Origin of the sequence: Lysinibacillus sp. 2017 (assembly GCF_003073375.1) — a bacterium.
Lineage (GTDB): Bacteria > Bacillota > Bacilli > Bacillales_A > Planococcaceae > Solibacillus.
Window position 1 is genome coordinate 1,734,087 of sequence record NZ_CP029002.1, and the last position, 23,732, is coordinate 1,757,818.

Genomic DNA, 23,732 nt, shown 5'->3' on the forward strand with positions numbered 1-23,732 from the left:
TATTTTGATAAAACCTAAATCTTTTGATATTATCTAATAGTCACACAATACATAATAAATGAAATATTGGGGGAATTTGTATGTGGAAAAAATTATCTGCTTCTGCACTTACATTATCACTTTTAGCAAGTGGAATGACGGTAGCACCAGCATCGGCGGCAAATGATGAGGAAATAACGCGCGGTGAGTTTGTAAAGGCAGTTATTGATGCATTAGGTGTAACTGTTGGCTCTGGTAAATCTGTACAGTTCAAAGATGTACCTGAATCATTAAAGCCTTATATTGAAAAAGCAATAGAATTAAAGTTAATTAATGGAAAAACTCCTACACAATTTGCACCAGATGAAAAGGTGTCTCGCTCACAAGCGTTCATCGTTGCAGCACGTGGCTTACAAGGGGATGCTACATATTCAGAAGATGTATTAAATCAATTTAAAGATGCAGATACAATTGCAAAAGCTAATCGTCAAGAAATGGCGAAAGCTGTAAAATTAGGTCTTTTAAAAGGCTATGAAGATGCTACAATTCGACCAAATAATATTGTTAAAAAAGTAGAACTGGACAAAATTTTAGAGCGCTTTTTAGCAGAGTATAGTCCAGTAGCAGCAAATACTACTGTAGCATTACGTATTTTAGGGACAACAGATATCCATACAAATGTTGTAAACTATGACTACTATAAAGATACTGAATCAAACAGTTTAGGGCTTGCCAAGACAGCATTATTAATTGATGAGGCACGAAAAGAAAATCCAAATACATTGTTATTTGACAATGGTGATGAAATTCAAGGAACGCCACTAGGCTCATACATGCAATCTGTGAAAAAGTTAGCAGATGGTGAGATTCATCCTTCAATTGCAGCAATGATTGCATTGGATTACGATGCTGCTACATTTGGTAATCATGAATTTAACTATGGCTTAGATTTTTTAGATGAAGTAACAGATGATGCAACATTCCCATACGTAAATGCGAATATTCGTAACGCAACAACTAAAGAACTAATGTACGATCCTTACGTAATGATTGAAAAAGAAGTTGTCGATTCAAATGGGGAAAAAGCAATGATTAAAGTGGGTGTAACAGGTATTGTTCCACCACAAATTTTAAAATGGGATAAATCGAATTTAGAAGGAAAAGTTACAGTTGATGATTCAATTCAAGCTGTAAAAGCGATTGTTCCACAAATGAAAGAAGCAGGCGCAGATGTTGTTGTTGTGTTATCTCACTCAGGTATGGGCGATGCAACACATGAAGTTGGCGAAGAAGATGTTTCTTATTTAATGACAGAAATTAAAGATGTGGATGCGGTTATTTCAGGACACGCACATGATGTATTCCCAGGTAAAGTAGACGCGTCTATTAAAACGGTTGATTTAGAAAAAGGTACAATGAACGGTGTACCAATTGTCATGGCTGGTAAATACGGTAGCCACCTTGGAGTAATTGATTTACAACTTGAGAAAAAAGGCGATTCTTGGGATGTGACAGATGGAACAGGCGCTGTACGTGAAATTTCTAAAGACAATTCAGATGTAAACCAAGCAGTCGTTGATAGTGTGAAGGAAGCACATGAAGGTACAATCGAGTATGTTCGTCAAGCGGTAGGAACAACGACAGCGACAATTCATAGCTATTTCTCACAAGTACAAGATGATCCATCAATTCAAATCGTAACAGATGCACAAACGATTTATTTGAAAGAAAAATTAAAAGGTACACAATACGAAAATTTACCAGTATTATCTGCGGGTGCACCATTTAAAGCGGGTACGAGAAGTGATCCGGACTACTATACGTATGTAGCAAAAGGCGAATTAGCAATTAAAAACGTAGCAGATCTTTACTTATATGACAACACATTGTCAATGCTAAAAGTAACAGGTGCGGATGTAAAAGAATGGTTAGAAATGTCTGCAGGTCAATACAATCAAATTGATGTAACAAAAACAGAAGAACAACAATTAATTAATGCCGATTATCGTTCATATAACTATGATGTGATTGATGGTGTAACATATGAAATCGATGTAACACAGCCAGCAAAATATGATCCAAGTGGTAATTTAGTGAACGAAAAGGCTTCACGTATTGTTAACTTACAATACAAAGGTGAACCAATCGACTTAAAACAAGATTTCATCGTAGCAACGAACAACTACCGTGCTAACGGAACATTCCCTGGTGTACGTAATGCAACAGCGGTAGAAATTTATCCAGATGAAAACCGCCAATCGATTATCGACTATATCTTAGCGGAAAAAACGATTGACCCATCAGCAGATGGTAACTGGAAATTTGCTCCGATTCCGGACAACGTTAAAGTAGTATTTGAGTCATCGAAAAAAGCAGTTAATGTATTAGAAAAAGATAGTAACATTCAATTTATTGGTGATGGAACAGATGGCTTTGGTAAATATTTATTAAAAACAAATTAATTAATAAGTGTGAGTATTTCTTAATGAACTAACGCACACTTTGGTAAATAATAGGTAGCAAAACAAATGAGCTAGGAGATACATTTCCTAGCTCATTTTTGTGCGGTTTTATTATGTTCAATTTAACAATTGAGTTATTTGAGATTTAGTTTCGCTAGCAAAGGCTAAGGTTCTATCAGAGTAGCGATTCGGATTTTCGAGAATTAGTTCACAAGCCTTTAGAGTTTCAAAATTTATTTGAGCAAATCGGTCATCTAATTTGTTGAATTCTTCGTCAAAATGTTTATATAGTTCTTCCATTAAAATCACATCCTAGATAAATTATTTATTTGCATTATTGTCAAAGATGGCTCGGTTAATACTTTATTGACTTAGATCAAATTTAATGCAAAGCAACATCAAATATCCAAAGCTAATCCTCACCTACATGTATTAATAAAAATCAAACCATACTAACATGAATAAATTGATTTGAAGGTGAGTCCATGAAGCGAAAAATAGTCATCGCGTTTATAATATTGATAATCCTCAGCGCAACTCTTATAGTAGTAATTTCTATATCTCCAATAAAAAAGTTGGATGAAATTTCAATACAATCAACAAAGAAGCCCGTTATACTTATAATTGTGGATTCATTAATGAGTGAACCATTACAAACAACAGTTAAAGAAGGTAAAGCACCGGCCTTCGCATTTTTGATCAACAATGGACAGCTTAATCAGGAAATGATTAGCTCTTATCCGACGATGTCTCTCACCATCGATAGTACGTTATTAACCGGTACGTATCCGAATCAACATAAAGTGCCGGGATTGATTTGGTTTAAGGAAGATGAAAATCGAATGATTAGTTATGGCAGTGGAATCCGTGAAATATGGAATAATGGGGTAGGGAATGTAGCAATGGACAGTATTGTTCATCTTAATAAAGACCATTTAAGTAAAGAGGTTCAAACCATTCATGAAGAGCTTGCAAATCGAGACCTTGTATCTGCTTCGATCAATGGTCTTTTATACCGTGGAAGTTTTGAACAACAACTAAACGTCCCAAAGCTTATATCGATGACTAATCTGTTACCAAAAAAAAATGAAATAAAGGGACCGACAATATTTTCACTTGGTGCGCTATCTCAATATAATCCATCGAATAATCGTCATAAGTTTGTATGGAATCGTATGGGAGTCAATAACAAATTCACTGCAAATGAGTTGAAATACTTAATCGAACAAAAGAAGTTACCTTCATTCACATTGGCTTATTTGCCAGATGCAGATGCTTCCATACACAAACATGGTCCAGACAATTTAAAGGGCATTGAAAAAGCAGATCAGGCATTACAAGATATATTCAATAGCTTTTCATCTTGGGAAGAAGCAATTCAGGAAGTAACATGGATTGTATTAGGAGATAGCGGCCAATCGTTCGTAAATGAAGATAAAGAGACTTCTTTAATTAATTTAAATGATTCATTGGGAGATTTTACGTTTTGGAAAGGGGAAAAAAGGAGTGCCCAACTTGCGATCGCGATTACCTATGTTGACGACTATGAAGAATCGTGGCGAATTGCTGGGAATGCTTCAATATTAGACTTAAAAGTTACAAAAGAAGTACGCATTCAGTATCAAGATTATCCAGATGCCCTTGCAAGGCTATATGGAGCGCTTCATTCACAGGAAGGGCGTGTCATTATCGTGGATGCTAAGCCTTCGTATGAGTTCATTGAAGAACATAGTCACGATCATGCGGGAGGTGGCGCTCATGGGTCTCTTCATAAAGTAGATTCGGTTGTTCCAATCATTGTTACGGGAACGAGGGAATTCCCTAAATCTAATCGTCTTGTTGATATGAAGAAGTGGATTCTTCAACTATTGGATGGCTCATAAGGATGAAGATTTAATGTATGGTTTAAGTTCGGTATACTGCAGCATTAAATCTGGATTAGATACAATTCAAACCCCGTCTTAAACGCCTACGATGCACTGTTCAAGACGGGTCAATTTTATTTCGCTGTATATTTTTTAATGGCAGGAATGATATCGTTCCCAATAATCTCAATGTTTTTCATCACTTTATCTAAAGGCACGCCGCCAAAATCGATTTGGGCCATGAAGCGTTGCATGCCGAATAGCTCGTACTGGTACAACATTTTTTCAATAATTTGATTTGTACTACCGACCATTAAGGCATCGCGAACGTCAGGTGCTTGTTCCACTTGCCAGCGCGGATAACCTTGTCCCCGGATTGCCTGGAAGCCACCGCTTAAATGAGGGTGCATGCCTTCAACTGCTTCACTTTCCGTTTCTGCTACATAAAATAAACTTGTTGTCGCAATGGGTAAAGTCGCAGGGTCAAATCCACTGCGTTGTGCGGCTTCACGATACGCATCGACAGAAGGCTTGAAGTTTTCTGAAGGACCCCCTAAAGTAGTAAGCATCATCGGAATGCCCATATAGCCTGCTTTCATCGCGCTTGTAGGAGGCCCACCAACCGCACGCCAAATCGGTATCGAACCATTTAGCGGCTGCGGTAAAATGTGAGCATCTTTAAGTGCAGGGCGGAATTTACCTTCATAATTAATAATTTCTTTATCATTTAATTGTTTTAATAATGCTAATTTTTCTTCAAAAATATCTTCGTAATCACGTAGGCTGACACCAAATAATTCGTGTGCGCCAACACGTGAACCACGACCAGCCACAATTTCAGCACGTCCATTTGAAATTAAATCGATCGTTGCGAAATCTTCATAGACACGAACAGGATCTGCTACACTTAAAACCGTTGCTGAACTCGAAATTTTAATTTTTTCTGTAGCTTGTGCAATAGCACCAAGTACAACACTATGTGCTTGGGTTGTAAAATATTGCTCATGGCTTTCGCCAACTGCAAACACATCAATGCCTGCTTGTTCTGCGAGTTTACTTACCTCGATTATTTCTTGAATACGTTGTTGTGCTGAAATTCGGTGTCCTGTTAGAGGATTTGGAATATGATCTCCTAACGTGTATAATCCAAATTCCATACCGTTTGCTTCATTAATGCGATATTGTTCCATCATGGACTCCTCCTTATTCGATTGGGTTTAGCTTTCCAATGATTTCTTCTCTACGTGCTTCTAAAAAGTCTGGTAAATCTAATTGTTCACCAAGTGTATCGATATTTCCATCACGTAATAGACCTGGTCCGTCTGTTGCAATTTCAAATAGGATCCCATTGGATTCACGGAAGTAGATGCTTTTGAAGTAAAAGCGATCTATAATTCCTGATGAATGGAAGCCGCGGTTTTTCACTTGCTCATTCCAGTATTCTAGTTCTTCGTCGTTTTTTACTCGAATCGCTAAGTGGTGAATACTACCGCGTCCAGGTTTTTCGGATGGTCCGTCTTGTTCGATGGCATAAATTTCACCGAAAACATCACCGTTGATTGATTGAAAGCGTGCAGTACGCTCATCTTGCTCGGCAATTGTGTATCCGAAAACTTCAGTTAGTGTGCTTGTTAATTTTGACAAGTTTTTCACGGTCATTTCAACTGTACCCATGCCTTGGATTTGATGTTCTTCTGGCACTGGTGATTTTTCATAAGTTTCCCAATGGTCTACCTTTTGACCGTTGCCAACAATTAGTGCCATACGTAAGCCTTCTTTATCTTCAAATAGAAGGGCAGGGCGACCAACATACGTTGAGATACCTTCATGATTGACATCTAATTCATCAAATCGAGCTTGCCAGTAGTGTAGGCTTTCAATGCTTGGTACAAGTAAGCCAATTTTCGTAATGGCATTTGTACCGCGATGTGTACGACCAACTAAAGGGATTTCAAAAAATGATAATTCGGTCCCTGGGCTACCTGTTTTGTCCCCATAAAATAGGTGATACATCGATGTATCATCTTGGTTAACAGTTACTTTCACGCGGCGTAAGCCCAATACTTCACGGTAAAACGTATTATTTTGCTGTGCATTCTTTGTGATCATTGAAATGTGGTGATGTCCTGGAATTGTATACATTTTAGTCCTCCTTATTTTAAGCTTGGTAGTCAAGTTAGAGAGAAAAATCTATTTACTACGATGTTCGCTATTTTTTTGAACCCGGGATAGCAGTCGATATAATTGTTTTTGTTCTTCTTTTGATAATGTTTCATCGAAAAATGATGATTGAAAGGCAAGCTGTGCATCAAATGCATTGTCTAGTAATGTCGCACCTTTATCCGTCAATGATATATATTTCGTTTTCCAATCTTGCTTACGTTCGATTAAACCATCTTGTTCCAAACGAGCGAGCATGCGCGAAATACCACCTTGCGTCACCGTGACTTTTTCGGCAAGTTCAGATTGTGTAATCCGTGGAGCAATTGATATTTGTAACAGTACATCAAACTGCGCGGTCGTTAAGCCAAAATCTCTTAAAAATTCGTTTGATAATAAATTACTTTGATGAGTAAAACGCATCATCCGAAGCCATATAAGTGAGCCAAGTGTATTGTTTTGCAAGCCAACACGTCCTTTCGTAAATATCACTTTACTACTCAATTGATGGAAAATCAACAAAACTATCTCGAATTTGAAATAATAAACGTGTAACCATTTGGAAGTTGAAGCGAATAATTCATGATGGAGGACTGGTGTCATATGACGTAATATATTATTAAAGCAGGTTACGTCCTTAGTAAATAGAAAATGTAGAGGAGATGTCAAATTGACAGTAAAAGAGGAAAAATTCGAATATAATTCAGAAACAGAAAGATTAGTAATAAGACCATTAAAGAAAACTGACTATGAAAATTGGTTAAAGGAATTTGAAAACCGGTATCCATCACAAAATCGCCATGATCAAGGGAAATTAGATATGAGCGAATGTACACTAGAGTGGTTTTGTCATCTAGTAGACAAACATCAAGAATTAGCACTTACAGATACTACTTACATATTCGGTGTGTATAGCAAAGAAGAGGGTACGCATCTAGGTATGATTGATTTTTCAACTTTAACTAGAGATGATTTTCAATGGGGGAGGATCGGATATACCATTCACAATCAGCATTGGAGAAAGGGTTACGGCAAAGAAGCGGTGAGTGCAGCTCTGACGTTAGCATTCGACCAATTGAAATTTCATCGTATTGAGGCGCATATTAATATTGATAATATGCCTTCCATTAAATTAGTAGAAAGTGTTGGGATGGAATTTGAATGTATTCGAAAAGGTTTTATATACGAAGATGATGAATGGACTGACCATTTAATCTATTACAAGAACTCGTGACGATTATAAGTAACAATGAGAACGAAGGGTATGGTCGTTTATATACGATGGATTCAAAAAGGCTGAAAAATTTTATTTTGAATTAATAACATGGAAACTTTAAATGAAAGAGTCGTATGAAGGTGGTATAAGAATGAAAAAAATTCTATTTTTTATTTTGGCAGTGTCTTTAACTTCTGTAATTTTAATAGGTTGCCAATCAAGTAATAGCGAAAATGTGATTGTACAAATTGCGAAGGTTTCAATTTCAAAATCAACTGGTTTCGGGAAAGTAAACTCCGATTTTTTTGTTGAATATGTTGATCAAGAAAAGTTGGGGATTTTCAGTGATGCCATTACAACTGCTTCGAAAAATGTAGGGATAGCTGACATGATTGATCCAGAATATGATTTCACGGTGCTTGATCCAGAAGGAAATACAGAGGGCTATCATTTATGGTTAGGGGAAAAGGGACAACTAAGCACGTTAATGATTGTTAGGGACACGCATACGACGTATTCAATTTCAGAAAACATGACGGATAAATTGATTGAAGTAATCGAATAGGTGAATGATAAAGACCGTCTTTAATAGGATGGTCTTTAATGTTTTATTAGCAAAATTCCCATCATCTAATAGTCCATCCTGTATCACAACTAAGCTGTTGAAAAATAAACAAAGGTATGAGCTTAAAACAAGTTGAATAGAATATAATAGGCGAATTTTTTATAGTTTTGGACATGATTGGCGAGAAGATATTATTAGGAGGAAAGATGCAATGGATAATAAGTTAAGTTATTCTAAAAAACACCCTATAAAAAGTATTATTTTAATTGAGGTCAGTTTTTTACTAGTCGTTTTTATAGCGGGGGCAATCGCTACGATTAAACAATTAAGTTACAATTCTCCAATATTAATATCATTTCTACCAACAGCTTTAGTTTTACTTATTTATTTTACATTGAAGAGAAAGTGGGCTTATTTTGGTTTCAAAAGTGAAATAACAAGATCAAATTGGATACTCTATTTCCCCCTACTTGTTATTTTAATCGTCTTATGTTTTCAAGGATTTAGTTCTCAGCCTCTTGAAACAATTGTTTTCTATGTGGGCTTTGCGATTTTAGTTGGCTTTGTGGAGGAAAGTATTTATAGAGGAATAATGATAAAAATATTACTACCACTGGGTATCCTTCCAGCGATTCTGACTTCGAGTATATTGTTTTCTGTCACACATATGCTTAACTTGTTATCTGGTCAGAGTATTGGGCAAATGGGACTTCAATTGATTTATTCACTATTAATAGGAATTGTGCTAGCACAACTATTTATTAAAACAGGAAACATATATCCGCTGATTCTGTTTCATACCCTTCATAATCTCATTCAATTTCTAGGGGATGGAGGAGCTAGTGCGATTCTTGACACGATCGTACTGATAGTTTTAAGCGTTACTGCCATTTCGTTAGCATTATCTTTGCGTAAAAATCAGAAGCAAAATTCACCTTTATTAGTAAGTGAATAAATGGTATTGAGATGACTTTGGTATGCAGCCAGAGTCATCTTTTTGAATGTCCATTGCGCTCTATTCTTTCGATAAATACATGCTTCGATAATCCAGTCTTCCGTGTTGATCAAATTGTACATGTTTATAGGCAGTATCTTCTCGAATATAAAATTCGTGTTGACGGTGAGTCAGAAATTTCAATGTGTAATTCGTTATAGCACTGCTTTAACTTTAGTAACGGGTTCGGATATTGGAAAGAAAACAGTAACATATCCTTTGACACACGTTTAGCAAGACCGCATAAATTTATGTGGTCTTGCTAATTTAGTGTTAAAACTGATGCGAATTGACAAACTTATTTTTAAAAGGTTAATAGGTAATTTATGTTAAAATGTTACTTTAACAACAGAGGGGGTAAGTAATGAGAAAGATATTTATTGGGGTAGCAATAATAACGATAATTTTAACTGTATTTCTAATATTTAATCACAAACAACTGCCCACTAAAGATGATGTATTTAAAATCACAAACAACTGGTCTCCAACAACAGAGGAAGTCTATTTAGTGAGAAAAATAGACGGGGAGTGGTTAACCATTTTTAGAAATACTCATTCAATTATGATTGCTAGGTTAGAGCAAAACTGGTTGGGTTATTGGGAGATGATACTGGAAGCGAAGCTACATTAGCTGGTACTTATTATCCACCAGTGCAAGACGAGGAATTTAATTGGAGTGCAGGTTCAAGGGGAAATACATCACACTACTTTGGTCAAATTATCAATCCTACTATTAAGAAAATAGAAGTCGAAATACAGCGAAATTTCTTTGAAGATGCGTTGATAATTAGTTCAGGAAAAGCTCATTTTTTCTTTGCTAAAGTCGATGGGGAGTTAGTAATGCCTGCAAATATTAGGGGATTTTCTGAAAATGGAGAGTTAATTTATTCTACAATTAAACCAACGAAAAAGATTGATTGATAGTAGTTTTTCAACTAACAAGGGCGCTTAATCAAGCACTGTAAATTATACGAAAAACGCTCAGATATACATATCTGAGCGTTTGCAATTTCCATTTATAAGTTCAAATCAATGTTAAATTGTATGCTAATGGGGTTGTTATTTACATTGCATTTTTAGTTTTTCTCCCCATCAACCGAACCCGTTATAATTTGAGCAGTGCTTCTTTTAAATTTAATATTCATCCAGCACGCCCACGCATCTCAAAAAACAATCCTTTCATGTCCATCAATTCATCATAATGTCCACTTTCAATTAACAGCCCATCTTGCATCACAAAAATCCGATCCATTTTTTCAAGCCCCGTCAGTTTATGTGTAATAAATAACAATGTTTTCCCCGTAGTAGCACTAAGCATTTCCTGAAATAATGCTTGTTCGGTTTCCGCATCTAAGCTAGTGAAAGGTTCATCTAAGAGCCAAATGGAACTATTTTTAAGGAGGACGCGGGCAAAGGCGAGTCGTTGCTTTTCACCACCTGATAGATTTTCACCTTTTTCTAACACGTCATGATCTAATGACAGTGATAAATGAGCTCGTTGTAATGCATTTTCTAGCACGCCATCAACAGCATTTTCATCTGCAATAAGTAGATTTTCACGAACTGTCCCTGAAAAGAAGTGATTGTGCTGCAATTGAATGGCCATCAGCTGCCAAAGAGAATCTGCATCGATTTCATTGTACGGTAAATTATGTCCGAAAAGCTCACCATCTGTTGCGGAAAAGCTTTTAATCAATAACTGAAAGAGTGTTGATTTTCCAGAGCCACTTGGGCCAACAATCGCGATTTTTTCACCAGGTTGAATTGTAAAACAAATGTCCTTCAACGCGTGCTTCATATCTTCACGATACTGAAATGTAACATTTTCCGCACGTATTTCAAAAGACTTACTCTGCTCGAAAACGACCGAACCAACCTCCTTATCACGCCCCACCAATTGAAGCCGTTCCATAGCTTCCTCCGACTGATTGTAATGATAAGGAACCGTTGCGAGTGGAATCGCTGTTTCAAATACCGTTAGTGCTATTAAAATAAGCATTGCCAAATACAAGCCGTCCAGTGAGTGATTCGCCACAAAGTAAGCACCTAAAAAAATCACAATAAAGATCGTAAAAAGGGCAGCCACCTGATTGAGGAGCTGCATTTGTACAAGTGTTTGCTGTTCCTTTCTCACTTCCTCTGTATACGTTTCACTCAGAGCTAAGAGAGCATTTGTTTTCGCGCCGAGCTGATTGTAATGTTTTAATTCTTTGAAGCCGTACAAAAATTCCGCCGTTTCATTCATTAGCTGATGTTTCACCATTTGTGGTTGTTGCTTTTTTAATATAAAAAGCGCAGGGATTATGACAGCTACAAGTAAAAAACCAAAGAACAATACGAGCGCAATCCAAGGAGAAAAAAACATTGTAAAAATTACCGTACAAAGAAAGACTAACAGTGCAACAAGCGGGGGATAGACAACGCGCAAAAAGAAATTTTGCAATGTCGCCACGTCATTCGTAATACGTGCAAGCAAGTCGCCACTTTGATAGCGGTTAAAAAGCTCACTCGCTATAGGGGTTAAACGGTCAAAAAATCGCAAGCGAATGTCTGATAAAATGCGAAACGTAGTACGGTGGGTTAGGAGCCGTTCTGCATATTTACTCGTTGATTTGGCAACACCAAATACTTTTAAAAATGCCGTTAATATTAAAATAATATAAAACGGCGGCATTAACGCGGCCTGCGAAATGAGCAATCCGCTTTGAGCAAAGAGTGCCACCGAGGTGATACCACTAAGGGTGCCGACAATTAGCGCGAGGAGAATGTCTTTTTTCTCGCGAATAATGAGTAGAAAAAGTTCACGCATTAAGAGCACCTCCATTTTTCATCGCCTGATAAAACGAATCTTCTTGCATTGTTTCATGTGTGCCACTCGCACGAATTTTCCCGTTTTTGAAACAATAAATGAAATCTGCATTTTTTAATGTTTCAAAACGATGGGTCACAACAATAATCGTTGCAGCCATTGCCAACCGTTTCATCGCTTTCGTAATCATTTGCTCAGTCAACACATCAAGTCCAGCGGTAGGTTCATCAAAAAAGACAAGCGATGGCTTTTGAACAAGGGCACGTGCTATCGCAATTCGCTGTTTTTCGCCGCCGGATAAACCAATGCCACCTTCACCAATTTTCGTATCAAGTCCATTTGGCAAGCTACCTAGCCAATCCGTCAATTGTGCTTGATACAACGAGGAGACAATTTCTTCATCATTAAAACTTTTTCCCATCACTAAATTTTCCCGCACGGTGCCAGCAAACACGAAAGAATGCTGACTAATAAAACACATGGTGTCATACCAGCTCTGTTCATTTATCAATTTGCGCTCAAGCTCATTAATAGAGATAGATCCTTGATCTAAGGCAACGGTACTAGCAAGCATATGAAGCGCCGTTGTTTTGCCGTGACCAGTAGGACCAATGAATGCAACTGTTTTATTGGCAGGAATTTCAATCGATAGTGGACCAATTGTTGTGCCATTCTCATAACGATAGGTTGCATCGAGTAATGCTAGGCTAGGTGCACTTGCATCTGAAAGTATTTGGGGTCCCCAAATTACAGGTACTGATTTTTCTTCAAGCTCTTGTTCAATGAGCTTCATCGCCGCCATACTGCCTTTTCCTGTGTGAAAAGCTGCACCGAGATCCTTTAAAGAATTATAAAACTCAGGTGTGAGCGTTAATACAAAAAAAGCGGATGCAAAAGAGAGCGTTTGAAAAATAATCATTTGAAAGCCAATTTCAAGCGCAATAAGTCCCACACCCAGTGTTGTGATGAGTTCGATAAATAATGTGGAGGCGAATGCCACTTTTAATACGGTCATGGTCGTGTTGAGAAACTGATAATTATAAACTTGCAAAACACCGCGTTGTTTTTCAGTTTGTGAAAACAACTTTAGCGTTTGCAATCCGTGTAGTAAGTCTAAAAACTTCCCTGAAAATCGATTCATTGCTTCAAGCTGTTGCTCGGATTTTTGCTTTGTTTGCAGGCCGATAATAATATAGCTAAGAGGAATAAATGGTGCTGTAATTAGTAAAATAAGCGCACTTTTCGGATTAGCAAATAAAATGCAAATGAGCAAAATAATTGGAGCTACTTGTGATTTCATTTTTTGCGGGATGTATTCACGAAAATAGCCGTCAAGTTCGTCCACGGTGTCGACATATAGTGAAATTTTATGCCCAGTCTGGTCGCGTTTCATCATTTCAAATGAGTCCAAACGCCACTTTGTTAACAACATGTCACGAATGGTGTTTTTCGCATAAGCAGCAAAATGATTACCGAAATGATTGAAAAAGTATTGGGCAAGGAGGCGAAGGAGCATCGCAAATCCTAATAGCACGAAGTAGGGGAAGGTTTCTGGAAAAGCCGACTTTTGAATAAACACCGTATCGACAATTTTGACAATGCTAAAGCCTTGTAGCACAATCGCAGCACTAAAAAATAAAGCAATGATAAAAAAAACTAGCTGATAGTGTTTGTACTTATGTAATCGTTGTAAAAACACACGCATTAAAATCCCCCGAAATCCATTCACTTCCTTATCTATTTCTTTTTTAGGTGCAATGTAAACAAAAAAACCAACAAAATCCAAATTAAGGACTTCATTGGTTACGTTTAATTATTTTTTATTACTTTTTATTACTTTTTATTACTTGCAATGGCTAATGCTTGTGTGAAATCTTCTATTAAATCATCTTCATTTTCTAAGCCAACTGAAAAGCGAAGTAACCCATCTGTAATCCCACGTTTTGCACGTTCTTCAGGCTCCATCGCCGCGTGACTCATTTTGGCAGGATACGATAAAATCGATTCAACACCACCAAGGCTAACTGCGAATACAGGGATTTTCATTGCTTCCACGAATGCTTTTGCTACCGTATAACTAGGTAAGCTAAACGATAGTACTGCACCAGCTGATGTCGATTGGCTGGCGTGAATGTCGTAGCCAGGATGTGATTCAAGGCCTGGATAAAATACTTTCTCCACGAGAGGATGCGTATCTAAAAACTTCGCAATACGCATGGCAACACGGGATTCCTCGTTAAATCGTACTGCAGTTGTTTTCATATTTTGAATGAGTGTAAAGCTATCTTGCACACCAAGTACCGAGCCAAATGAGTTTTGGATAAAGTAAATGCGGTTTGCTAGCTCCTCATCCTTCGTTACTACGAGTCCAGCCAAGATATCCGAGTGCCCTGATAAAAATTTCGTCGCCGAATGAATTACGACATCGACCCCTAATTCAAGTGGACGCTGGTGAAGAGGGGTCATGAACGTATTATCTAAAAACGTCATTGCACCGCTCGTTTTTGCAATATCCACAACCGCACGAATATCGGTAATCCCTAGTGTAGGATTTGACGGTGTTTCGATGTAAATGAGTTTGGTTTCTGGACGAACAGCAGCTTTTACAGCTTCTATATCCGTAAAATCAACAAATGTATGTGTAATACCGTAGCGCGGCAATACTTTCGTCACGAAACGATAGGTACCGCCGTACACATCTTCCGTAATGACTAAATGATCGCCTGCAGATAAAATCATGAAGCAAGCAGATACCGCTGCCATTCCTGTTGCAAATGCAAAGCCGCGGTTTCCACCTTCAAGCTCAGCAATCGCTTTTTCAAGTGCGGCACGCGTCGGGTTGCCTGAACGCGCATAATCGTACTCACCAAATTCATCGATTGATTCTTGATGGAACGTAGAAGATAAATACATCGGTACATTGACAGCACCTTTTTTATCCGAGTAGCCTTCACGAATCGCCCCGTGTATAAGAGCAGTTTCTATACGACCTGTCATGCGAATTCACCTCTCAATGTTTCAAATACTTGCTGTAAATCCGCAATAATATCATCGGCTTCTTCCACACCAATAGAGAAGCGTAGTAAACGGTCACAAACACCGCGCGCCACACGTTCCTCATAGGGCATATCGGCATGCGTTTGTGTCGCAGGATAGGTAATAAAGCTTTCAATGCCACCTAAGCTTTCCGCAAACGTAATCAGCTTCATCGCTTTTAAAAATGGATTCACCATCGCGGCATCTTTTACTCGGAATGACAACATCCCACCTTTTCCTGTATATAAAACGTCTGATACAAGGGGTTCATTAGCTAAATAGGTAGCCACTTTCTTACCGTTTACATCATGTTGTTTTAAACGTAAATGAAGTGTTTTTAACCCGCGAATAAGTAACCAAGAATCCATCGGGGACAGCACCATGCCAATGCCATTATGTAAGTAGCCAATTTGTTCACAAAGCGAAGCTCCTTTTGCAACAACTAAGCCAGCAAGGACGTCATTATGACCGCCGATATATTTTGTAGCACTGTGAATGACGATATCTGCACCAAGCTCAATTGGGCGTTGGAAGTATGGTGTGTAGAACGTATTGTCGACGATTAATAGTAAGTTATGTTTTTTCGCTAACGCCGCATAAGCGACTAAATCGATTTCCTGCATTAATGGGTTTGTAGGTGTTTCGATGAATAACGCTTTTGTATGCTCATTAATTAAGCCTTCAACTTCTTCAATATTGATAAACTTATTGTAAACAGGCTTAATGTTGTATGTATCCGCAAATGTTTTGAATAGACGGTATGTACCGCCGTACAGATCATCTGGTACGATTAACTCATCACCTGGCTTGAAAATCATTAATACAAGTTGAACGGCGGCCATACCCGAACTACAGGCAAAACCTGCGTCGCCACCTTCTAAGTCAGCAATGCCGTTTTCTAAAATTTCGCGTGTCGGGTTTTTAGTTCGTGTATAATCATAACCAGTAGATTCCCCAATACCTGCATGCTTATAAGCGGTAGACATATAAATCGGTGGGTTGACCGCACCTGTTTTAGGATCGCTTAAATTCCCAAGTTGTACGAGTTTCGTTTCAATCGAGCGTTGTGACATGAAAACACTTCCTTTTTGAATTTATAGAACATTTAGAATGAATGGATTATTAAATCAATTTATCATGTTAAACTAATTGCTACAATAGAGGATTTATGTAATTTTACAAACGATTAGAAGGATAGAAATTGTGAATCTATGTGATTTCAAGAAAAAATGGAGGGTGAAATATGAAAAAAGCGATTATTTTTGATATGGACGGTACACTTTTTCAAACAAATTTAATTTTAGAGGAAGCATTAGAAGGCGCTTTTAAAAAATTACGCGCACAAAAATTGTGGAATGGTGCAACACCAATTGATACATATCGACAAATCATGGGCGTTCCACTGCAAGTTGTTTGGCAAACACTTTGTCCAGAGCACGCTGAAGAAGTTCGCCAGCAAAGTAATATATGGTTCCATGAACAGCTGATTCAACTGATTCGTGCTAAAAAGGGAGCTTTGTATGAGGGAGTAGAGGAGACGCTCGCAAAATTAGCGGCTAATTATCCGATCTATATCGCAAGTAATGGTCAGTCCCCGTATTTACAAGCAATCTTTGAAACATATGAGATGCAACAATGGGTGATTAAATTTTATAGCATTGATGGAATAGAATCGGGTAATAAGTCTGAACTTGTTCAGCGTGTCATTGAGGAAAATCAGTTGGAGAATGGTTATATCGTAGGAGATAGACTATCTGACTTTGTTGCAGCAAAAGACAATGAGTTCCAGTCAATTGGCGTACGATTTGATTTTGCGCAGGAAAATGAACTTGAAAAAGCAGATGTTGTCGTTAATAGCTTTGAAGACATTTTAGCTGTGGTCAACTAAAAAAATCCTAGAATAGCCATTAGTCTGGTATTCTAGGATTCTATTTTTAAAAATTAGGCTTGTTCGTTTTCCTTTTTCAGTAAGTCACGGATTTCTTTTAATAATTCTTCTTTCGTATCAAGCTCTGGTGTTGGATCTTCCACAACTTCTGCATCTTTTTTTCGGTTGAATTTCGTAATTACTCGTAAAACTACGAAGATAGCAAATGCAATAATTAAGAAGTCAATAATTGATTGTACGAATACACCAAGTGCAATTTGCGCATCACCTGAACCAAATTTCCATTCATTTGTAAGGTCAATACCGCCAGTTAACATTCCTACTAATGGCATAATAATATTTTTAACTAATGAATCTACGATTTTACCGAAAGCAGCACCGATTACAACGGCAACAGCTAGGTCCATGACATTGCCTTTCATGGCGAATTCTTTAAAGTCTTTCCACATAAAAACAGCTCCTTCTGACAATATTTCCTGCGAATTCCTATTGTACCGATAGTTATTATAAAATTCAACTATGGAAATAGTAGAAATACCATTTATAATAATATAGTAATACATAGTAAATTTTACAATTTTTCAAACTAGTAAATATGAAACGAAGATGGTGGCGACTATGGCAACAAAGAAGAAAAAACCGCTTTTATCACCAAATGCAAAAATCTTTTTAATTTTATTGTTAATACCTATCGCATTAATGATTTATATTTTTGCCTTTTTTAGTTGGCAGCAAATTAAAGGTTTGCCGTTTTTTGATGAATTTACTGAAAAGTCGGTATATCAGCAGATTCAAGAACAATTTGATTTAGAAATTCCGATTGAATACATACCTGTATATGTATCAGCAGAGCAAAAGTATGGTGTACCTTGGACATTACTGGCTGCACATCACCGAGTAGAAACGCGCTTTTCATCATTAAAAAAATTAGAGTCTCCCGTTGGTGCAGAAGGGCATATGCAATTTATGCCGTGCACATTTGTCGGTTGGAAACACCCATCTTGTAAAGGGCTAGGACAAGGAGAAATCACCGAAAAAGAAAAAACAAATCCAGCAGTTATCCAAAAATATGGTGGCTATGGTGTCGATGCGAATGGAGACGGTGTAGCGGATCCTTATGACATCGAGGATGCAGTATATAGTGCGGCTAATTTTTTGTCTAGGGCTGGTGTAAAAGAAGGCCAAATTCAAAAAGCCGTCTTCCAATATAATCATAGTAAGAAATATGTTCAAGATATTCTGCATTATTATAATTTATATACCGACTACGGCGATCAGCTTAAGCAACTTGCATTAGAAGAGGCCAAATAAAAAAGTGTGACAGTAAAATTAACTGGTTCGGTTGATGGGGAGAAAACATTAAATAACAAACTAATTGGGGACACAATTCACACATGAATTGGTGTCCCTCTTTTTGTTGTTATATCGGCACTTAAGGTAATTTAGCACCCAAATTAGCACATCAATTAGCGTACACTTTGAAGAGACCACATAAATTTATGAGGTGTTGTTAAACTCTATGTCAAAACGGGTGTTAATTGTTCGCATAATATCAAATTGAATTCTTTCTTCTAAAAGGAAAATGGAAAATTTATGCTAAAATGAATATGTAATCGAAGGGAGATGATTTATTGCAAGAAAACATAATGACTTTATCTGACGGTAGAAAATTAGGTTTTTCGGTCTATGGTGACAAAAAAGGTCTGCCACTTTTTTTATTTCACGGCACTCCAGGTTCGAGAATTTGGTTTTTAGAAGATGATAAAATAGCACACAGATTGGGGTTCTACTTAATAGCTACTGACCGACCTGGTTATGGTTTATCAGATAAAAAAGTTAATCGTGAAATTATCGAATACTCATCAGATATCGAAGAGCTTGCTGATTATTTACAATTGGATGAATTCTCCGTTTTAGGTGTTTCAGGGGGAGGCGCTTATGCGACGGCTGTTTCGCACTGTTTACCAGATAAGGTAAAACTATGTATCCTTGTTTCAACAGCCACGCCTTTCGTAGATGGTAAACCTTCTAAAGCTATGTCAAAAGAAAATCGCTTAGCATTTTTCCTTACTAATTACTTTCCGTGGTTACTAAGATTAGCTAACAATTCTCAAAAGAAAATGATTGATAAAAACCCAGAAAAATATAAAGCAACATTAAAAAAAGGCGGCAGTCATTTGTCAGAATGGGACAATAAAATGCTATTAGATGAAGAAGTGTTAGAAAATGGAGTTATTCATTCTAAAGAGGCATATCGACAAGGAGTAGATGAAGTTATATACGAATCTAAATTACTAACAAAAGATTGGGGCTTTAAATTAGAGGAGATTAAAACTCCCATAAAAATATGGCATGGTGAAGATGATACTTTATCTCCTATTAATGAAGTAAAGGTTATGGCGAAAAAGTTATTAAATACCGAATCACATTACATCGAAAATGGTGGGCATTTTCTAACCGAAAACGACGAATTATGGGAATCGATACTAACAAATATCATGGAATATTTTAATCAGGTTGTTCCGATTAAATAATATAGTTTTTCATACTCCGTTAAAAAACGCTCAGATTTTTTCTGAGCGTTTTTACTTTCCCATTCATAATGCCAATTTGCTGTTGGAATATATGCTAATTAGTTTGATATTTACATTGTTATTAGTGTTTTTCTCCCCATCAACTGAACTCGTTACAGTAAAATGTCACACTTTTATTTATTAAGTAGCTTTACGCATTGATTTTAAAATGAAGCTTACTACAAAAATTAAAACGATGGCACCGATTAAAGCTGGGAATACGTAGAAGTCAGAAACTTTCCAACCCCAATCACCTAAAATCATACTACCAATCCAAGAACCAATGATACCAGCAATAATATTACCAATAACTCCTCCTGGAATATCCTTACCTAAAACAACGCCTGCTAACCATCCTAAAATTCCCCCGATGATTAAAAACCAGATAAAACTTATCATAATCTCTTCTCTCCTTTGTAAAAATTTAGTAAGATAATTGCATCTAGTTAATTATTTCCTATCTAGCAAAAAGTTAAACATATTTTTAAAAAAAATCGTGAATTGATGGATTATAAGATTTTCGCACCTAAGGATGATTCAAAATGACTAAGAGCCCATTTGTGACCTACTTCATTGAAACTCGCGACACCATTAGCAGGTACAGAGATTTTATAGCCCAAATTGTATGCTTCCACAGCAGTATGCAGTACACAAATATCGGTACAAACTCCTACAAGTACAACTTCTTCAACTTTTCGTTCACGCAGCAAAATATCCAAATTTGTCCCAGCAAACGCACTATAGCGCGTTTTATCGAATGATATGATTTGTGATTGATATTTTTCATACAAAGCCTTCACTGAACCAAATAATTCACGACCAGCTGTTCCTACTATATTATGTGGAGGAAATAATTTTGATTCTGGGTGATAGTCATCATTTTCGTAATGTAAATCATTCGCAAAAACAACGACTTCGTTTGCTTGCACGTATTCCTCAATTAGTGAAGCAATTTTTCCTTCGATTGCTTGACCTGGTTCACCACAAGTTAATTTTCCATCTGTAGCGACAAAATCATACGTATAATCAATGACGATTAATGCTTTTTTTGACATATTCAAAACCCCCTAATCTTATTAAACAATAGTATGCCATGACAAAGTGGAAATTGCTGTGTAAATTTGTTCACAAAATATTCGAATTATTTTACCTTTTGCTATTGCATATTGTATAGTGTGTTTAAATAAAGCGAAGAGGTGATTCATATGGATATGGCTTTAATGAGAAAGTTAAATCGCCAAGGACTTCTTATTGTTGGACTTCACACGTTAATCATGTTGAATTTTGCCCTTGAAATGTTATTAATAAATTAATAGAAATTAGAAAAATTACGCCTAGCAAATTCGTTTGCTAGGTTTTTATTTTGATTGGAAAGAAGGAAAAGAGCTGAAATATAGAGAAGCCATTACTAAGTTTTTATAAGAGGTGATTCAAATGGATATTTACAATGAAGTATTTTCATCGATTGAACGACCGTTTGCTTGGGTTGACTTTAATGCGTTAAAGAAAAATATCGATTTTGTCAATCAAGCATGTGGAAACAAAAGAGTTCGCATTGCCACAAAATCAGTGAGGTCCGTATCTATGTTGCAATACATAGCAAAGGAGCTGCATCATTTCGCAGGCTATATGACGTTTACTGCAAGTGAGTCGAACTATTTACTAGAACAAGGACTCGATCAACTATTAATAGGCTACCCCGTTTATGAAGAACTATCCATTGCAAAACTTGCTGAGTGGGTAAAAAAAGGGAAATCTGTCACGTTTATGATTGATTCTATAGAGCAGGCAGAGCTATTAAATGATATAGCAAAGCAAGAACAAGTGAAGTTAACTATTTGTATCGATCTGAATGTTTCGACGGATTATCGTTTCCTGTATTTTGGAACGAAGCGTTCACCAATTTCAACATTTGAAAAGTTATCTACTTTATTAACCAAATTAGAAGCTTGTTCACATCTTGTTATTGAAGGCGTGATGGGTTATGATGCGCAAATTGCAGGGGTGGCTGATGTTTCAAAGCAGTTACTTGGGGCAAAGGGAGCTTTAATTCGTACTTTGAAAAAGCAATCTTTAAAAAAAATTACATCGTTTCGTCAATTTGCAGTCGCACATGTGAAAAGTCTGCATGATTTGAAGTTTGTAAATGCAGGTGGGTCTGGCAGTATGGAGCTTTCCTCGTTGCAACGAGACGTCACGGAAATCACAGTGGGCTCTGCTTTTTATGCACCAGCTTTATTTGATGGTTATGATAGCTTGCAACTACAACCTGCTGCTGGGTTTGCATTAAGAGTCACTCGAAAATTTGCACCTACTATTGCCGTTTGTCATGGTGGAGGCTACATTGCATCAGGGGCGGTAGGACTTGATCGTTTACCAACATTCTTAGAAAAAAATCGATTTGCGTTTTTACCATTAGAAGGAGCAGGGGAAGTACAAACGCCGATTGAAGTAAAAAGTGGTCAAGTGGAAATTGGCGATACAATCTATATGAGGCATGCAAAAGCTGGGGAGCTATGTGAGCGATTTTTAGTTTTACATGCAATAAAGGACGGTCAATATATCGGACCAATTCGAACTTATCGGGGGGATGGGCAATGTTTTCTATGAAAAATTGGGAAGAAGGACAAAAATGGACGAACTGGTCAGAAAGCTATTTGGCGTACCCAAGTCGATTTTTTGCACCTCATACTGTAGAAGAAGTATGCCAAATAGTGAAGGAACAGGCGCTATTAAATCGTACAATCCGCGTAACGGGAGCTGCACATTCATTTAGCCCGGTAGCAATGCCAGAACAAACAGCATTGACACTTCATCATTTGCGCGGACTCATCTCTATTGATAAAGAAGCGCATACTGCTACATTTTATGCAGGAACGTATTTGTATGAAGTAGGGCCGATTCTAGCGGAGTATGGCTTAGCCCTTATTAATATGGGGGATATTCAACAGCAAACTTTAGCAGGGGCGATTTCTACAGGAACACATGGTACAGGCATCACGCTTGGTTCGTTTGCTTCCATGGTAACACGTTGGGGGATTGTCACGGGTGAAGGAGACTACTTAGAACATGACCGTGGTGAGGATGCCTTAACGGAAGCATTGCATGTTTCGGTGGGTATGCTAGGTATTTTAGTTAAGGTGACGATTCAAGTTATTCCTTTATACAGCTTAGCGTATACATCGGAACGACATGACTTTCATTCGGAAATTCAAAATTTCCAACAAACGATTCGCGAAAATCGAAACGTCGAATGGTTTTACTTCCCAGGTAGTAATCAAATTCAAGTGAAAAAAATGAAACAAGTCGCGCCACAGCAACAACCTAAAATTCAAAAAATAATCGATCAAGCTAAAAATCAGGCACTTGAGAATGGCTTGTTTTATGTGGCGTCAGAACTTTGTAAGCGTAAACCATCCCTTAGTTTGGCGGTTAGTCGAATCGCATCAAATTTAGTTGGAGGGGAAGCACGTACAGGAATTAGTTATGAAATTTATCCATCTCCACGAAATGTAAAGTTTGTTGAAACGGAATACGCTATTTCAATTGATCAGTTTGAAGCTTGTATGGAGGAAGTGCATGCGATGTTTTTAAGAAAAGAATTTGATGTGCATTTCCCGATTGAAGTTCGTACGACAGCAGGGGAAATGGGCTATTTAAGTCCCACACAAGGTCTGGAAAGTACGTTTTTGGCATTTCATATGTATAAAGGAATGAATGAGTCACCCTATTTTAATTGGATACGTAACATGATGGTGAAATATGATGGGCGTCCGCACTGGGGGAAAATGAATAATTATGATGATCAAAATATCGAACAGTTTTATCCGAATGCTGCGAAATTCAATGAACAAAGAAAACAGCTAGATCCGTATAATGTGTTTTTAACAACATATTTCAAAAATATTTTTGACAAGTGAATGTTAGATAATGCGTATGAGAAAATTCCTCGTACGTATTTTTTGATGATAATACTCTTGAGTTTTTAGAAAATTAAAATTTTTAAAAAATAGTAACGAAAGAGCTAAAACGATGCAGCAATCACGATGAAAGCGATTTCAATTGTTCTGAAATTTTTGAATTGTATAAAAAATTCAAAAAATAGTGTTGACGCATACGCTGAATTCGTACTATGATAACAACAATTTAGTACACCACTTCGCAAAACTTCACAGTGATGTAAGA

The 23,732-nt window shown here is 37.1% G+C and carries 23 protein-coding genes; 12 read left to right on the forward strand and 11 right to left on the reverse strand.

The window, feature by feature from the left end; genetic code table 11:
* The first annotated feature begins 80 nt into the window (after positions 1-80).
* Complete coding sequence (locus DCE79_RS08365; protein WP_108712607.1) at positions 81-2,441, forward strand: bifunctional 2',3'-cyclic-nucleotide 2'-phosphodiesterase/3'-nucleotidase; 2,361 nt, start codon at positions 81-83, stop codon at positions 2,439-2,441.
* A 117-nt stretch (positions 2,442-2,558) separates the two neighbouring features.
* Here DCE79_RS08365 and DCE79_RS08370 read toward each other — a convergent pair whose 3' ends face one another.
* Positions 2,559-2,741: a hypothetical protein gene (locus DCE79_RS08370; RefSeq protein WP_108712608.1), complete on the reverse strand. Its 183-nt coding sequence runs from the start codon at positions 2,739-2,741 to the stop codon at positions 2,559-2,561.
* A 185-nt stretch (positions 2,742-2,926) separates the two neighbouring features.
* Here DCE79_RS08370 and DCE79_RS08375 point away from each other — a divergent pair, with 185 nt between their 5' ends.
* Entirely contained in the window at positions 2,927-4,324 is a 1,398-nt protein-coding gene (locus tag DCE79_RS08375; RefSeq protein WP_108712609.1) for an alkaline phosphatase family protein, read from the forward strand.
* A 116-nt stretch (positions 4,325-4,440) separates the two neighbouring features.
* Here the strand turns inward: DCE79_RS08375 and DCE79_RS08380 are convergent, their stop codons facing one another.
* Genes DCE79_RS08380 through DCE79_RS08390 form a run of 3 tightly spaced genes read right to left on the reverse strand, consistent with a single transcriptional unit; the run spans position 4,441 to position 6,931 of the window.
* Positions 4,441-5,496, reverse strand: a complete 1,056-nt coding sequence (locus DCE79_RS08380; protein WP_108712610.1) for an LLM class flavin-dependent oxidoreductase — start codon at positions 5,494-5,496, stop codon at positions 4,441-4,443.
* A gap of 13 nt (positions 5,497-5,509) precedes the next feature.
* A complete protein-coding gene (locus tag DCE79_RS08385) occupies positions 5,510-6,448 on the reverse strand; it encodes a ring-cleaving dioxygenase (protein WP_108712611.1) in 939 nt (312 codons plus the stop codon).
* A 48-nt stretch (positions 6,449-6,496) separates the two neighbouring features.
* Positions 6,497-6,931 carry a MarR family winged helix-turn-helix transcriptional regulator gene (locus DCE79_RS08390; RefSeq protein WP_108714465.1) on the reverse strand — a complete coding sequence of 145 codons (435 nt, stop codon included), beginning with the start codon at positions 6,929-6,931 and terminating at the stop codon, positions 6,497-6,499.
* 205 nt (positions 6,932-7,136) lie between these two features.
* Between DCE79_RS08390 and DCE79_RS08395 the strand changes: the two genes are divergently transcribed.
* The 5 genes from DCE79_RS08395 (at position 7,137) to DCE79_RS08415 (ending at position 10,162) form a co-directional block, all read left to right on the forward strand.
* Complete coding sequence (locus tag DCE79_RS08395; RefSeq protein WP_108712612.1) at positions 7,137-7,700, forward strand: GNAT family N-acetyltransferase; 564 nt, start codon at positions 7,137-7,139, stop codon at positions 7,698-7,700.
* A gap of 133 nt (positions 7,701-7,833) precedes the next feature.
* On the forward strand, positions 7,834-8,247 hold the full coding sequence (locus DCE79_RS08400) for a YhfM domain-containing protein (RefSeq protein WP_108712613.1): 414 nt from the start codon (positions 7,834-7,836) through the stop codon (positions 8,245-8,247).
* A gap of 211 nt (positions 8,248-8,458) precedes the next feature.
* Positions 8,459-9,202 (forward strand): CPBP family intramembrane glutamic endopeptidase, encoded by a 744-nt coding sequence (locus tag DCE79_RS08405; RefSeq protein ID WP_108712614.1) that lies wholly within the window; start codon positions 8,459-8,461, stop codon positions 9,200-9,202.
* 403 nt (positions 9,203-9,605) lie between these two features.
* A complete protein-coding gene (locus tag DCE79_RS08410; protein WP_108712615.1) occupies positions 9,606-9,872 on the forward strand; it encodes a hypothetical protein in 267 nt (88 codons plus the stop codon).
* Positions 9,839-10,162: a hypothetical protein gene (locus DCE79_RS08415; protein ID WP_108712616.1), complete on the forward strand. Its 324-nt coding sequence runs from the start codon at positions 9,839-9,841 to the stop codon at positions 10,160-10,162. The genes DCE79_RS08410 and DCE79_RS08415 overlap by 34 nt, the downstream gene beginning before the upstream one ends.
* Before the next feature lie 220 nt (positions 10,163-10,382).
* On the opposite strand, the gene cydC is transcribed toward DCE79_RS08415, so the two are convergent.
* The 4 genes from cydC to DCE79_RS08435 form a co-directional block, all read right to left on the reverse strand.
* The gene (gene cydC / locus DCE79_RS08420) at positions 10,383-12,050 is read right to left on the reverse strand and encodes a thiol reductant ABC exporter subunit CydC (protein WP_159083075.1); all 1,668 of its coding nucleotides are present in this window, start codon (positions 12,048-12,050) and stop codon (positions 10,383-10,385) included.
* On the reverse strand, positions 12,043-13,755 hold the full coding sequence (gene cydD, locus DCE79_RS08425; protein WP_159083076.1) for a thiol reductant ABC exporter subunit CydD: 1,713 nt from the start codon (positions 13,753-13,755) through the stop codon (positions 12,043-12,045). Before cydD ends, cydC begins: the two co-directional genes overlap by 8 nt.
* Positions 13,756-13,883: 128 nt before the next feature.
* Complete coding sequence (locus tag DCE79_RS08430) at positions 13,884-15,047, reverse strand: aminotransferase class I/II-fold pyridoxal phosphate-dependent enzyme (protein ID WP_108712619.1); 1,164 nt, start codon at positions 15,045-15,047, stop codon at positions 13,884-13,886.
* Positions 15,044-16,159 (reverse strand): methionine biosynthesis PLP-dependent protein, encoded by a 1,116-nt coding sequence (locus DCE79_RS08435; RefSeq protein ID WP_108712620.1) that lies wholly within the window; start codon positions 16,157-16,159, stop codon positions 15,044-15,046. Before DCE79_RS08435 ends, DCE79_RS08430 begins: the two co-directional genes overlap by 4 nt.
* Positions 16,160-16,329: 170 nt before the next feature.
* Here DCE79_RS08435 and DCE79_RS08440 point away from each other — a divergent pair, with 170 nt between their 5' ends.
* On the forward strand, positions 16,330-16,974 hold the full coding sequence (locus DCE79_RS08440; protein WP_108712621.1) for an HAD-IA family hydrolase: 645 nt from the start codon (positions 16,330-16,332) through the stop codon (positions 16,972-16,974).
* A 53-nt stretch (positions 16,975-17,027) separates the two neighbouring features.
* Here DCE79_RS08440 and mscL read toward each other — a convergent pair whose 3' ends face one another.
* Entirely contained in the window at positions 17,028-17,423 is a 396-nt protein-coding gene (gene mscL / locus DCE79_RS08445; protein WP_108712622.1) for a large conductance mechanosensitive channel protein MscL, read from the reverse strand.
* Between the two features lie 169 nt (positions 17,424-17,592).
* Between mscL and DCE79_RS08450 the strand changes: the two genes are divergently transcribed.
* Positions 17,593-18,285, forward strand: a complete 693-nt coding sequence (locus tag DCE79_RS08450) for a lytic transglycosylase domain-containing protein (RefSeq protein ID WP_108712623.1) — start codon at positions 17,593-17,595, stop codon at positions 18,283-18,285.
* A gap of 320 nt (positions 18,286-18,605) precedes the next feature.
* Positions 18,606-19,508, forward strand: a complete 903-nt coding sequence (locus tag DCE79_RS08455; RefSeq protein ID WP_234417376.1) for an alpha/beta fold hydrolase — start codon at positions 18,606-18,608, stop codon at positions 19,506-19,508.
* Positions 19,509-19,688: 180 nt separating this feature from the next.
* On the opposite strand, the gene DCE79_RS08460 is transcribed toward DCE79_RS08455, so the two are convergent.
* A complete protein-coding gene (locus DCE79_RS08460) occupies positions 19,689-19,946 on the reverse strand; it encodes a GlsB/YeaQ/YmgE family stress response membrane protein (protein WP_108712624.1) in 258 nt (85 codons plus the stop codon).
* Positions 19,947-20,056: 110 nt separating this feature from the next.
* Positions 20,057-20,602, reverse strand: a complete 546-nt coding sequence (locus DCE79_RS08465) for a cysteine hydrolase family protein (RefSeq protein ID WP_108712625.1) — start codon at positions 20,600-20,602, stop codon at positions 20,057-20,059.
* A gap of 379 nt (positions 20,603-20,981) precedes the next feature.
* Between DCE79_RS08465 and DCE79_RS08470 the strand changes: the two genes are divergently transcribed.
* Both DCE79_RS08470 and DCE79_RS08475 read left to right on the forward strand, forming a co-directional pair.
* On the forward strand, positions 20,982-22,157 hold the full coding sequence (locus tag DCE79_RS08470) for an alanine racemase (RefSeq protein WP_108712626.1): 1,176 nt from the start codon (positions 20,982-20,984) through the stop codon (positions 22,155-22,157).
* On the forward strand, positions 22,145-23,467 hold the full coding sequence (locus DCE79_RS08475) for a D-arabinono-1,4-lactone oxidase (protein WP_108712627.1): 1,323 nt from the start codon (positions 22,145-22,147) through the stop codon (positions 23,465-23,467). Before DCE79_RS08470 ends, DCE79_RS08475 begins: the two co-directional genes overlap by 13 nt.
* The last annotated feature ends 265 nt before the right edge of the window (positions 23,468-23,732 follow it).